The organism is Listeria immobilis (genome assembly GCF_014322845.1).
Classification (GTDB): domain Bacteria; phylum Bacillota; class Bacilli; order Lactobacillales; family Listeriaceae; genus Listeria; species Listeria immobilis.
Genome location: NZ_JAASUA010000003.1, coordinates 223,809 through 237,032 on the forward strand (window position 1 = coordinate 223,809; position 13,224 = coordinate 237,032).

A 13,224-nucleotide genomic window follows, 5' to 3' on the forward strand; every position below is an offset into this window, starting at 1 on the left:
TAGTTGAGTAATTTTACTGCAAAAGTACCTTTGTCCGAACGTATAGCAGATGTTTTGATTTCGAAAGATCGCTGGAAAGACGATGAAGAAGGGTATTTAAAAGTAAAATATGGGCTGGAAATAATTTTAATTAATGTCATGAAGTTTGCTATCGTATACGGTATGGCTCTACTTACAGGGGTTTTACTGCAAACAATGACAGTGCATTTGTCGTATTTATGGCTTAGACGGTATTCATTTGGACTGCATGCGACCAAAACATTGAATTGTACAATAATGAGCTTAGCAATGTTTGTGCTCACACCATTGGTTTTTCAAAATATACTTTCTAATAATTGGATTGTTTTAGGCACATTCGCGTTTATACTACTCAACATGTTTTTATTCGCTCCGGCAGACACCGAGAGTTTGCCGTTAATCGGTAAAGAACACCGAAAAAAATTAAAAAGAAAAGCGATGATAGGAACACTGATCTTAACGGGAATCACGTTACTTATACCATTCGCAGAGATGAAAACATTAATCATGATAGGCTCTATGTATCAGGTAGTTAGTATTAATCCAATAACTTACAAACTATTGAGAAGGAGGTATCGGAACTATGAAAAATATGAATAAAACAGTTGGAAGATTCCTTTCTAAAAAGTTAGAAGAACAATCCATGAAAGTTGCGGATTCTTCTATGAGTAAAGCATGTTTTATGTTTGTATATGAACCAAAAAGTCCATTCGTAAAAATGCAAGAAAAAAACGAAAATAAATAAATTTAGAACTGTATAACATCAAAATTCATGCTAAAATAAAAAGAGAGCAAATTACATATTTAAACATAAGATTTATAAGACAGTGGAGGACCAATATGTTTAGTATTTTGATGGCATTTATACAGATAGCGGGTATTTTTATAGCTATACAGATTTTAACGAACAAAGTATTTTCAATGAAAGAGGGATTGGTTACCGTGGCAATTGCTATGCTAGCCTTCCCTTTATTTACATTAGTTCAATATTGGTCGATGATCTTCGTGGCGCTAATTTTTGTAAGTGCATTGTATTGGAAAAATAAGAACATTGTTTCTTCTGCCTCCATCACGCTTATTGTTATTATATTGCTTACCATTAGTGATTCCATCGTTGGTTTTGTTTTAGTGCCTGGTTTGAACTTTAAATACGAAGACATATTCAATGAATTACTACCAACATTAATATATTGTGTAGGGATGCTTGCTAATTTGTTGGTGCTTTCATATATACTAAGAAAACTAATTGGTAAAATTAACATTACAAGATTTGCAGAACATCGGAAATATGCCTATATCATTTTGGCGATTGTAGCACTTACCGTGTTAGCGTTTTATATGAATATATATGCTGGTTCTATAGCTGGATACGATAGCACTATTTTGAAAACGAATACCTTGATTTTTACGGGATATACTATTTTGCTAATTGTTATTGTGGCAGTTGTGATTAAAACAGCGACTAATGAATTAAAAGTACAAAACCAAAAAGAGCAGCTTGAACAGTTGCAGGATTACGTTTCAACACTGGAATCCTTGCATAGGGAAATGAGAGTTTTTCGGCATGATTATGTAAATATTCTTTCAACACTTGTAGGATATATTGATAATAATGATATGCAAGGCTTGAAGTTTTACTTTGAAAATAATATTGTACCTATAAATAAAACCATTGAATCAAATAACTATAAGATTTCTTTGCTTCAAAATATTCATGTTATGGAACTTAAAGGGCTTTTAGCGGTTAAACTGATTCGAGCGCAAGAGTTGAAAATTGATGCGATTTTGGAAGTTGTGGAACCAATAAATAAAATTGCGATGGACAGCATTGATTTGTGTAAAGCAGTCGGAATTTTGTTAGATAACGCCGTTGAAGCAGCATTAACCTGTGAAAATCCAGTAATTCGAATTGCATTTGTTAAAAAAGATGAAAGCATGTTAATCGTGTTTGCTAACAGTTTGCCAAACAATATGCCACCCATTTATAAAATATTTGAAGAGGGTTTCTCCACCAAAGGAGAAGGTCGTGGTTTGGGACTTGCTAGTTTGCGTGAAATTATGCAGAAATATTCACACGTTACTTTAGATACGAGAGTGACAAATAGAGAAGTTATTCAAGAACTAGAAATTATGTAGAAGAATGGGGATGATTTTATGCTACCGATTTTTATTTGTGAAGATAACAGAATGCAAAGAGAAAGGCTAACGAAATATATTGAAGACTATATTATGGTTGAACATTTTGATATGAAGTTGGAACTTTCAACAGGAGATCCGTTTGAGTTAGTATCACGAATGCCTAGTCACCAAGGGATGGGGCTATATTTCTTAGATATTGATTTAGGGCAACCAGATATGAATGGCTTCGAACTAGCGCAAGAAATCCGAAAATTTGATCCGCGTGGTTTTATTATTTTTATTACAACCCATGCAGAACTTAGCTATATGACATTCACATATAAAGTAGAAGCGCTTGATTATATAATAAAAGATGATATTGATACACTACATGAACGCGTCTTGGCTTGTATGAAACAGGCTGGGGAGCGCATCTCAAACAATCAAGATATGAAAAAGTATTTTACATTTAAAGTTTCGGATAAAAAGATTATTCATGAACTATTAGATGATATTTTGTTTTTTGAGACAGCACCTACGATTCATAAAGTAATTTTACATGGCAAAAATCGTCAAGTAGAGTTTTACGGGAAGCTGAAAAGTATTGAAAAAATGTTAGACGAGTCGTTTTATCGATGTCATCGTTCCTACATTGTAAATAAGAAAAATATTCATGAGTTAGATGCAACAAAAGGAGTCGTTAAGATGTCTAATGGCGAAAATTGTTATGCCTCATCTAAGTTGATTAAGAGCTTAAGTTTATAAAAGTGGCCTATTGGGTCGCTTTTTTTGTCTAAAAGTGTGCTTGGGTTTGAAGAAATAGGAATTTATAGGTAAAATAATAGTGGTGAATTGTTAGTAAGGTTTATGTTATGATATAGATACTTAAATTCAGACAAAAGGTATGTAAAAAAATGGGGAGCTGGATGAAATGTCAGGCTATTTTCAAAAAAGAATGCTTAAATATCCTTTATACGGTCTGATTGCGGCGACAGTTATTTTGAGCATAATCACGTTCTTTTTTTCCTGGTGGTTATCTGCTTTAATTATAGTTGGTGGAATTATTCTCACAGTGGCGATGTTTTACTTTGAATATCGGCTGAATGAGGATGTTCAAAAGTATGTTTCTAACCTAACGTACCGGATTAAACGCAGTGAAGAAGAAGCGCTTGTAGAAATGCCAATGGGGATATTGCTGTATGATGAACATTACAGAATTGAATGGGTAAATCCGTTTATGTCTAAATACTTCGATAAGACCGAATTAATTGGGGAGTCTTTGGAAGAAGTAGGGCCAGAATTTTTAGACGTAATTACTGGAAATGATGATGATGGTATTATGTCGATAGCTTGGCGTGAACATAGGTTCGACACAATCGTGAAGCGTAAAGAGCGAATTTTATATTTATATGATCGAACAGAATATTATGAGCTGAATAAAAAATTCCAAGCGAATAAATCGGTGTTTGCTGTTATTTTCCTTGATAACTATGATGAATGGGCGCAAGGAATGGATGATAGACGTCGCAGTGCACTCAATAATTTGGTGACATCAATGCTGACAAACTGGGCTCGTGAACATCGGATTTATTTAAAACGAATTTCTACAGACCGTTTTATGGCCTTTTTAACAGAAGAAATGTTAAAAAAGTTGGAGGAAGAGAAATTTCAAATTTTAGACCGAATTCGGGAACGTACCTCGAAACAAAATATTCCACTGACGTTAAGTATTGGGATTGGTTATAAAGAAGAAGATTTGATTAAACTTGCTGATTTAGCGCAGTCTAGCTTGGATCTTGCTTTAGGGCGTGGCGGAGATCAAGTGGTTATTAAGCAGCCAGAAGGGAAAGTGCGCTTCTATGGAGGCAAAACAAACCCGATGGAAAAACGGACTCGTGTTCGTGCGCGTGTTATTTCACAGGCGTTACAAGAACTAATCAATCAAAGCGATCAAGTTTTTGTTATGGGGCATCGCTATCCGGATATGGATGTAATCGGATCAAGTCTAGGTGTAATGCGAATTGCAGAGATGAACGATCGGAATGCTTATGTGGTCGTTGAACCTGGCAAAATGAGTCCAGATGTGAAACGACTTATGAATGAAATTGAGGAATATCCCAATGTAATTAAAAATATTGTTACACCACAAGTTGCGCTTGAAAATATTACCGAGAAGAGCTTGCTTGTTGTAGTAGATACGCATAAGCCTTCAATGGTCATTAATAAAGAGTTGCTTGATTCCGCAACGAATGTAGTTGTAGTTGACCATCATCGTCGTTCGGAAGAGTTTGTTGGTAATCCGGTGCTTGTGTACATTGAACCGTATGCTTCGTCTACAGCAGAACTGATTACAGAGCTATTTGAGTATCAACCTGATTTAGAGCAAGTTGGGAAAATCGAGGCAACTGCGCTATTATCTGGAATTGTTGTTGATACGAAGAACTTTACGCTACGAACGGGATCAAGAACGTTTGATGCGGCAAGTTATTTACGGTCACTTGGGGCGGATACGATTTTAGTGCAGCAATTTTTAAAAGAAGATATTACGACGTTCACGCAGCGTAGCCGTTTGGTAGAGTCGCTAAAGGTTTATCATGATGGTATGGCGATTGCGGCTGGACATGAAGAGGAAGAATTTGGCACGGTGATTGCAGCACAGGCAGCAGACACGATGCTTTCAATGGAAGGTGTACAAGCATCTTTTGTTATTACACTACGTCCAGATAAATTAATCGGTATTAGTGCAAGGTCGCTTGGACAAATCAATGTGCAAGTCATTATGGAAAAACTCGGCGGTGGCGGTCATTTATCCAATGCAGCCACACAGCTAAAAGATGTTACAATTGCAGAAGCAGAAAAACAATTAATCAGCGCCATTGATGCGTATTGGAAGGGAGAAACATAATTATGAAAGTTATTTTCTTGAAAGACGTAAAAGGTAAAGGTAAAAAAGGAGAAACAAAAAATGTTGCTGATGGTTATGCAAACAATTTTTTAATTAAAAATGGCTATGCTGTCGAGGCGAGCGCAGGAGCTTTAAGTACACTTTCTGCTCAAAAGAAAAAAGAAGATAAATTAGCGGCAGAGGAACTAGCTGAAGCAAAAGCGTTAAAAGAAAAAATGGAAAAATTAACAGTGGAATTAAAAGCGAAATCCGGTGAAGGTGGCAGATTGTTTGGTTCCATTACATCGAAACAAATTGCTCAAGCGCTTGAAAAAACACATGGTATTAAAATAGATAAACGTAAGATGGACTTGCCGGAAGCTATTCGCGCTTTAGGACATACGAAAGTCCCTGTAAAACTACACCATGAAGTAACAGCAACACTTGATGTACACGTTGGTGAAGAATAATTTTTTCTTAAGGGAGCGTAAGACAGTGGATAATAATTTCCAGGACAGAACACCACCACAAAATATTGAAGCTGAACAAGCTGTACTGGGCGCGATATTTCTTGAGCCTAATGCACTGATTACTGCTTCTGAAATTTTAATGCCGGATGATTTTTATCGAACTGGTCATCAATTGATTTTTGAAACGATGCTTGATTTGAATGACCATGGGAAGGCTGTCGACGTATTAACCGTTTATGAGGCACTTGCTGCGAAGGGTAATTTGGAAGATGTAGGTGGTTTACCTTATTTGACCGAGTTATCCGGAGCTGTGCCAACCGCGGCAAACTTGGAATACTATGCGCATATAATCGAGGACAAGGCGCTTTTGAGGCGTTTAATTCGAACGGCGACCCAAATTGCTACAGACGGCTATTCACGCGAAGACGAGCTGGATATGCTGATGGACGAGGCGGAAAAGAGTATCTTGGAAGTGTCACAACGAAAAAATGTCGGCGCCTTCAAGAATATTAAAGATGTCTTGGTTAAAACCTATGATGACATTGAAATTCTGCATAATCGTAAAGGAGACATTACTGGAATTCCAACTGGATTTAACGAGCTTGATAAAATGACAGCAGGATTCCAGCGCAATGACTTAATCATCGTAGCAGCGCGTCCCTCTGTAGGTAAAACAGCCTTTGCGTTAAATATTGCTCAAAATGTGGCGACCAAAACAGATGAGAATGTGGCGATTTTCAGTCTCGAAATGGGTGCGGAACAACTTGTTATGCGGATGCTCTGTGCAGAAGGGAATATTAATGCACAGAACTTGCGGACAGGAGCTTTGACTAGTGAAGATTGGCAGAAGCTGACCATTGCAATGGGAACCCTTTCTAATTCGGGAATTTATATTGATGATACCCCGGGTGTTCGTGTAAATGAGATACGTTCCAAATGTCGTCGTTTAAAACAAGAGGCGGGTCTTGGCATGATCGTCATTGACTACTTGCAGCTAATTGCCGGAAGTGGTCGTGGCGGAGAAAATAGACAACAAGAAGTTTCTGAGATTTCACGGTCGCTAAAAGCATTAGCTCGGGAACTCGAAGTACCAGTTATTGCACTTTCGCAGTTATCTCGTAGCGTAGAGCAACGCCAAGATAAACGACCAATGATGTCAGATATTCGTGAATCTGGTTCGATTGAGCAAGATGCTGATATTGTTGCCTTTTTATACCGGGAAGATTATTATGACCGGGAAGGCGAAAATGATGGCACTATTGAGATTATTATTGCAAAACAGCGTAATGGTCCAGTTGGTGATGTGAAGTTAGCCTTTGTAAAAGAATATAATAAGTTTGTGAATTTAGAAGTGCGGTATGATGACGCCATGGCTTAATACAAAAACCTTGTGAAATTCTAATCGATATTGGAGTCTCCAAGGTTTTTATTTTGTGTAAAAAAGAGGCTAATTTTTAAGAACAAGCATTGAAATTGATTTAAAATGTTTAAAAAAGCGAACGATAAATTTTGCTTACAAATCAATGTTCGTAAATCCATTGACTATTTTAGTAGCAAACGGTACAATGTATAGTGGAAAATGAAGGGGCTGTGAGAAAGTCATAGCTATCAAAGACCAATTAAATGAGGTGTTTAAATGTCTTCAGTTGTTGTAGTAGGAACACAGTGGGGCGATGAAGGAAAAGGGAAGATTACAGATTTTCTTTCCGAGAATGCAGAAGCGATTGCTAGATATCAAGGCGGAAACAATGCGGGTCATACCATTAAATTTGATGGCGAAACGTATAAATTACACTTAATTCCATCTGGTATTTTTTACAAAGAAAAAATTAGTGTGATTGGTAACGGTATGGTTGTTGATCCAAAGGCTTTAGTGGAGGAGTTAAAATATCTTCATGATAAAGGCGTGGATACTTCTAATTTGCGTATTTCTAACCGTGCGCATATTATTTTACCGTATCACATTCGCATTGATGAAGCTGATGAAGAACGCAAAGGCGCTAATAAAATCGGTACAACGAAAAAAGGAATCGGTCCAGCATATATGGATAAGGCAGCTCGTGTTGGGATTCGAATTATTGATTTATTAGATAAAGAAACTTTTAAAGAAAAATTAGAGCATAACCTTGGTGAAAAAAATCGTTTATTAGAACGTTTTTATGAACTAAAAGGCTTTAAATTAGAAGATATTTTGGAAGAGTACTACGAATATGGTCAACAATTTAAAGACTATGTTTGCGATACGTCTGTCGTTTTAAATGATGCACTTGATGATGGGAAACGTGTCTTATTTGAAGGTGCGCAAGGAGTTATGCTTGATATCGACCAAGGAACCTATCCATTTGTAACTTCAAGTAACCCAATCGCCGGTGGTGTTACAATTGGTAGTGGAGTAGGTCCATCGAAAATTAACCATGTAGTTGGTGTAGCAAAAGCTTATACAACTCGTGTTGGTGATGGTCCATTCCCAACTGAATTATTTGATGCGGTTGGTGATAATATTCGTGAAGTTGGTCGTGAATACGGAACAACTACTGGTCGTCCGCGTCGTGTTGGTTGGTTTGATAGTGTTGTTGTTCGTCACGCCCGTCGTGTGAGTGGCTTAACTGATTTATCACTGACACTATTAGATGTGCTTACAGGAATTGAAACACTTAAAATCTGTGTTGCATACAAATTAGACGGAAAAACAATAACAGAATTTCCAGCAAGCTTAAAAGATTTGGCTCGTTGTGAACCTGTTTATGAAGAATTACCAGGTTGGACAGAAGATATTACAGGTGTTAGCTCTTTGGATGAACTACCAGCGAACTGCCGCCATTATATGGAGCGTATTGCGCAACTTACTGGTGTACAAGTTTCAATGTTTTCTGTAGGTCCAGATCGCTCTCAAACACATGTTGTAAATAGCGTGTGGCGTTTAGCTTAAAATAGAATTAATAGAACTCCTTGGGGATATTCCTCAAGGAGTTTTTTGATAAGTTAACGGAAAAAAGTGCTATAAAAAACAGACTTTTAAAATATGTATTTTTTATCGTTTTATATAACAAAAAGATAAAAAACAAAGTATCGTAAATAAATATGTGAAAAAAACCTCTTTTTGATAAATGGAGCCCTATATAAATATACAGATTTACAAGGAAAATAAGGCGTTTTATTCATTTTATTGTCACATTTTAGATTGTGAATTTATGATATAATTTGATAGTGATATCTAATTCACAATAGATAATAGAGGAGATGAAGTGAATGTCAGGTCAAATTCGTATGAGTCCAAGCGAGCTACGTGATCGTGCTAAGACTTATGGTCAAAGTGGTAGAGACATTGAAGATATTTTAAGCCGTTTGAGCCAATTACAAGAGCAACTTCGAAGCGAATGGGAAGGTCAAGCTTTTGCTCGTTTTGATGAGCAGTTTGAACAATTAAGACCAAAAGTAACGGAATTTGCGAACCTAATGGATCAAATTAATGCTCAACTTGAGAAAACAGCTAATGCAGTTGAAGAGCATGATCAACAACTTTCTCAAAACTTTGGATTCTAAAATCAACAAGAGTAGAGCATACATACAAAATAGTTTGATGCTTTACGAAAAGCCATGCAGTTTTTTGCATGGCTTTTTCTAAAATAGAAAGCAGATACCTCCAATGGTATTTATATAAAAATAGCACAGCGGGAGTGGGACATGAATGAAGAAAGTAAAATGGAGTATTTTACTCTTTTTAGTCTTGGCGATTTTTTTATCGGCGGGGATTACCTATTTAGCCTTAAATCAAGGGACAAAAAAAGAGGCAGATGAAGATGGAGTAGAAAAAGCACATAAGATGACGATTGCCCTTGTGAATGAGGACCAAGGTGACAAGTTCCAAGGAAAACAAGTAGAATTTGGAAATCAATTTGTTAAAAGTATTGAAAAAGATGATCAACATGAATGGTACGTTGTAAGTCGCGGAGTTGCAGAAAGTGGCTTAAAACGAGATGTATACAATATGATGATTGTTATTCCAAGTGACTTTTCTGAAAAAGCATTATCAATGACGTCCGATAACCCAGAAAAAGTGACAATTAGCTACAAAGTAAATGATGTAGGGAATAGCGATTTGAAAGCAGAGGCTGAGAAAACAGCAGCTAATGTATTGGAAGATTTCAACAAACGTATAATTGATGTTTATTTTGCGAGCATTCTAACAACCTTACAAGAAGCGCAGGATAATATTGGTACGTTAGTTAAAGCAGAAAAAGAATATAATGGTGTTTATGATGAAGACGTAAATAACCCGCTATCGAATTATACAAAGCAATTTAAAACCGTACAGGACTACACTGGGACATCCAAAGAGAGCTTCCAAGGTTTCCAGGATATTATGAAAGAATTTGAAGAAAGCTTAAATAATTCTAAAAAAGAAAATGCAGAATATATGAAGAATATGGACGCTTTCGTAAAAACTCAAGAAGACAATGTTCCGTTTGCAGAAAGTTTTACAGAAGACTTGCACAAATTTGATGGTTCACTTTCGGCGGATGATATTAGAAATCAGACAGCAGCATTAGAACAAGCAAACGATCAAATGACAACGGAATTTCAAGTCTTAAATGATAGCAATACACTTTTGTCCCAAACACAAGGTTTACAAAACTATATTGCAGATGTAAATGCGAGAATTGATGCGCTGGATGCGGAAATTAACGGAACGCTAAATGACGATTTTCGAACAGCCGTTTATAATGACTTATTGCGGATTTTACAAACAAATGAGTACTCAGAAGAATTAAATGAAATAGATTTAAAAGATTTGACTGGAGAAGATATAAATGATGGTTTTAACAAACGACTTGTAAAAGCCATCAAAGCTTTACCAACCTATAACTCGCAGCAATTAGCGGAACTTGGATTAGATGAAGCGATGTACAAAAATGTAATAGAGCTATCTAAAGAATATTACTATGGCCATCGAAGCGCATTTGGTGAAGATTTCCAGTTTAAAACAGACGAAAAACCGCTACCGACAGACACGATTAAAAGTAACACAATCAATAATCTGAAAAATAACGGAATAGCATTAGAAAGTACAGCATACACTTTACCAGCGAGTGAGTATACATCGGAAATATTCCTTACTTTAGATGAGAGATTTTCATTTAGTAATGTTGTTTGTACGATAAGCGCAGAAGGACAATCGGAGTTAGTTACGCAGGAGCCGTATGGAGCTAATGGAATAAAATTAACTTTACCAGCCTCAACGAACCCGGTGGACATCAAAATAACTGGACTCGCGAAACTAAATGAGGGTCAAACAGTTCCTCTTTCTGGAGCTGTGAACTGGAATGCGACCTTACAACAATACGAAAAACAAGATTCGAATGAGCTTCCAGTAATTCCAACCGAAGATACTGAAACAGGTGATGGTACTAATCCAGACGACGGTACTAATCCAGATGATGGTACTGATCCGGATTCCGGGACTGAAACGCCAGATGAAGATACTAAAGTTAGAAAAGAAGTTGAGCCTATTAATGTAATTGAGCCAACATATCTTAGCGAAACTCAGTCATCAGTGAAAGCAATAGCTAATACGGTAAAAGATTACTACAAATTACAAGTACTGTTTGATTTGTTTTACGGAATAGATGCGAATAATTCAGAGAGAATGCCAGATTTCAGTCAATCAGGTGTTACGTTGGAAAATGTTGCTAAGACTACTTCCTATTACTACATTTTTAATAAAGAAGATATTATAGGTAGTTTTGTTAATCTAACAACAGATCGCTTTGTAGCAGATTACACGAAAGAGATAAAAGCTTTTGAACAGCGAATTACAGATTATAAATCAGTGATGGCCGAGGCGGCAAATAGATCAGAAGACGTTACTGCAAGGCTAACGGAGACAAGTCAGGAAGCTGTCAACTTAAATACAAACTTAGCGCTAACGCTTGAAAACCTTGAATCATGGAGAACCGCAAGCAATGAATTAATCGATCAAAATGATGTTGTTGTAGAGAAATCAAACGAAGAAGGAACGATTGCACTGCAACTAGACTCTGAGTTTGCTAGTTTGCTTGCAGAAAGTGAGTCGCTAGCAGGAACTTCGGAAGGTAATTTGAAATCTGCGGAAGTGGTTTATAAAACTTTTGATGCGATTGATAATGAGGCAAAGGGTATCCAAAAAAGTGGAGAAACGCTCGTATCAGAAGCAGCAAATTTATCAGATGACTTAGAAGAAAAACTAAAAGATGATCAAACTTTCCAAAAGAACTTTGCAAAAGTCATGGACAATAGTCGAGTTGGCGATAGACAGAACGAAAATCTATATAGTTTCTTAAGTAATCCAGTGGATAAAATGAATGCTGGGACTATTGTTGCGGGAGACAAATCAATACCATACTTTATTATCTTGATTTGTACTATCTTGGCAATTTTCACTAGTTATGTTATATCGCATCAAGAGAAGAAACGAGTGCAATTAAATGATTTTGAAAAAGAAATGTCCATTGTCTTTAAAAACATTCCAATTACATTCCTAACAGCCGGTGTAGCGCTTATTGAAGGATTAATTGTTGGCGCTGTTTCAGGATATATAATCGAAATTGGAAATATCGGTATGTTCTTATGGATAGGGTTATGTGTATTAATTATGTTGACACTAGTATTAGGATTTTCCTATCTTTTACGTCAATTGAATATGATCGGTATGTCGATTATCTTGTTGATTTTAAGTCTATATTTATTCTTAACAGATGCAGTTGGACTTAACATTGATAATGAGTCTGTTTTTGCGACATTTAGAAATTATTCCCCATTACAATATATGGAGCAGCTGCTGAATGGTGTTATAAGTATGGAGCAAGACTACATCGTAATTGTGTATAGTTTAATCGGTGCAGCTGTCTTGTTTACAGCACTTAACTTATTTGTATGGCATCGTTCTAAAAATGAAGAAGAGGAGGAGCAATCAGATGAAATTTAAAGTAGCAGTTTTACTTCTTTTAGTTTGTTTCGCATTTGCTCCAGGAGCGCTTGCAGCAGAATCGGATAGCTATCTCGAAAACAACGGAAAATTAGACATTAAAACCGATCGACTACAAAAAACAGCAGAAGAAAAAAAGAAAGAACTAAAAGATACACAAGAAACGGAGCTTGATAAAAGCGGGCTACCACTTTTTACAGATGAAATGGATAAGAAAATAAAGAAACAAAAAGCAACAGAAAAAGCGGAGTATGAAAAAATTAAGGACTCACTTTTTGAAGAAGAGCCTGCTGCTGGGAAAACTGTTCAAACAACAAAAGAAAAACTATTTACGGATAATTATTCAACCGCAGCAGATGAGACGGCTGATGTAAAAGTAATGAATTCAGCAGAAGAAACACAAAAAACAAAGCAGAAAACGGTTGGCGGAGCGATTGCAGGAACACTGATAGCATTAGCAGGTGGAATTTATGTGGCTGCGCGAAATGTGTTCGAATAGAAAGCGGGGAAATGAGAATGGCTAAAGATACACATATGAATGTAACAGTTGACTTTACGAATTGGGGCGCAGGTAAATATGACCTGCGAATCCCCGTCCATCAACCAATTAAAGCACTCATTATTAATTTGGCGGAAACACTAAAGATTGAGTATAAAGATGTATCGAAATGCACCATAAAAACGACAAACAAAGCAATACTACTAAGCGATGATGATAAACTAACTAATTTTCAAATTGCTGACGGCGATATTTTAGAAATTTTATAGAA

Annotated in this window: 12 protein-coding genes; all 12 read left to right on the forward strand. The window is 36.4% G+C overall.

From position 1 onward, the window contains the following. Positions 1–3: 3 nt before the first annotated feature. Positions 4–618 (forward strand): accessory gene regulator ArgB-like protein, encoded by a 615-nt coding sequence (locus HCJ45_RS05845; protein ID WP_185344354.1) that lies wholly within the window; start codon positions 4–6, stop codon positions 616–618. Beyond that, positions 602–763, forward strand: coding sequence for a cyclic lactone autoinducer peptide (locus tag HCJ45_RS05850; protein WP_185344355.1), 162 nt, complete (start codon positions 602–604; stop codon positions 761–763). The genes HCJ45_RS05845 and HCJ45_RS05850 overlap by 17 nt, the downstream gene beginning before the upstream one ends. 95 nt (positions 764–858) lie before the next feature. Then, on the forward strand, positions 859–2,154 hold the full coding sequence (locus tag HCJ45_RS05855) for a sensor histidine kinase (RefSeq protein ID WP_185344357.1): 1,296 nt from the start codon (positions 859–861) through the stop codon (positions 2,152–2,154). Positions 2,155–2,172: 18 nt separating this feature from the next. Next, positions 2,173–2,901, forward strand: coding sequence for a LytR/AlgR family response regulator transcription factor (locus HCJ45_RS05860; protein WP_185380441.1), 729 nt, complete (start codon positions 2,173–2,175; stop codon positions 2,899–2,901). Between the two features lie 166 nt (positions 2,902–3,067). Then, positions 3,068–5,041: a cyclic-di-AMP phosphodiesterase PdeA gene (gene pdeA / locus HCJ45_RS05865; protein ID WP_185344361.1), complete on the forward strand. Its 1,974-nt coding sequence runs from the start codon at positions 3,068–3,070 to the stop codon at positions 5,039–5,041. 2 nt (positions 5,042–5,043) lie between these two features. After that, positions 5,044–5,490, forward strand: a complete 447-nt coding sequence (rplI, locus tag HCJ45_RS05870; RefSeq protein ID WP_185344363.1) for a 50S ribosomal protein L9 — start codon at positions 5,044–5,046, stop codon at positions 5,488–5,490. Positions 5,491–5,515: 25 nt separating this feature from the next. Continuing rightward, positions 5,516–6,868 carry a replicative DNA helicase gene (dnaB, locus tag HCJ45_RS05875; RefSeq protein WP_185344365.1) on the forward strand — a complete coding sequence of 451 codons (1,353 nt, stop codon included), beginning with the start codon at positions 5,516–5,518 and terminating at the stop codon, positions 6,866–6,868. A 258-nt stretch (positions 6,869–7,126) separates the two neighbouring features. Then, on the forward strand, positions 7,127–8,419 hold the full coding sequence (locus tag HCJ45_RS05880; RefSeq protein WP_185344367.1) for an adenylosuccinate synthase: 1,293 nt from the start codon (positions 7,127–7,129) through the stop codon (positions 8,417–8,419). Between the two features lie 320 nt (positions 8,420–8,739). Continuing rightward, complete coding sequence (locus tag HCJ45_RS05885) at positions 8,740–9,033, forward strand: WXG100 family type VII secretion target (RefSeq protein WP_003718138.1); 294 nt, start codon at positions 8,740–8,742, stop codon at positions 9,031–9,033. 145 nt (positions 9,034–9,178) lie between these two features. After that, positions 9,179–12,454 (forward strand): type VII secretion protein EsaA, encoded by a 3,276-nt coding sequence (esaA, locus tag HCJ45_RS05890; protein ID WP_185380442.1) that lies wholly within the window; start codon positions 9,179–9,181, stop codon positions 12,452–12,454. Further along, positions 12,444–12,953, forward strand: a complete 510-nt coding sequence (gene essA / locus HCJ45_RS05895) for a type VII secretion protein EssA (protein ID WP_185344373.1) — start codon at positions 12,444–12,446, stop codon at positions 12,951–12,953. The genes esaA and essA overlap by 11 nt, the downstream gene beginning before the upstream one ends. A gap of 17 nt (positions 12,954–12,970) precedes the next feature. Further along, the gene (locus tag HCJ45_RS05900) at positions 12,971–13,222 is read left to right on the forward strand and encodes an EsaB/YukD family protein (protein WP_003718141.1); all 252 of its coding nucleotides are present in this window, start codon (positions 12,971–12,973) and stop codon (positions 13,220–13,222) included. Positions 13,223–13,224 lie beyond the last annotated feature (2 nt).

What these genes read in the sequence shown, in the direction of transcription:
- HCJ45_RS05855 (WP_185344357.1), top strand. Translation starts at nt 859, where the DNA reads ATGTTTAGTATTTTGATGGCATTTATACAGATAGCGGGTATTTTTATA.
- pdeA (WP_185344361.1), top strand. Translation starts at nt 3,068, where the DNA reads ATGTCAGGCTATTTTCAAAAAAGAATGCTTAAATATCCTTTATACGGT.
- HCJ45_RS05880 (WP_185344367.1), top strand. Translation starts at nt 7,127, where the DNA reads ATGTCTTCAGTTGTTGTAGTAGGAACACAGTGGGGCGATGAAGGAAAA.
- HCJ45_RS05885 (WP_003718138.1), top strand. Translation starts at nt 8,740, where the DNA reads ATGTCAGGTCAAATTCGTATGAGTCCAAGCGAGCTACGTGATCGTGCT.
- HCJ45_RS05860 (WP_185380441.1), top strand. Translation starts at nt 2,173, where the DNA reads ATGCTACCGATTTTTATTTGTGAAGATAACAGAATGCAAAGAGAAAGG.
- HCJ45_RS05850 (WP_185344355.1), top strand. Translation starts at nt 602, where the DNA reads ATGAAAAATATGAATAAAACAGTTGGAAGATTCCTTTCTAAAAAGTTA.
- essA (WP_185344373.1), top strand. Translation starts at nt 12,444, where the DNA reads ATGAAATTTAAAGTAGCAGTTTTACTTCTTTTAGTTTGTTTCGCATTT.
- rplI (WP_185344363.1), top strand. Translation starts at nt 5,044, where the DNA reads ATGAAAGTTATTTTCTTGAAAGACGTAAAAGGTAAAGGTAAAAAAGGA.
- esaA (WP_185380442.1), top strand. Translation starts at nt 9,179, where the DNA reads ATGAAGAAAGTAAAATGGAGTATTTTACTCTTTTTAGTCTTGGCGATT.
- HCJ45_RS05900 (WP_003718141.1), top strand. Translation starts at nt 12,971, where the DNA reads ATGGCTAAAGATACACATATGAATGTAACAGTTGACTTTACGAATTGG.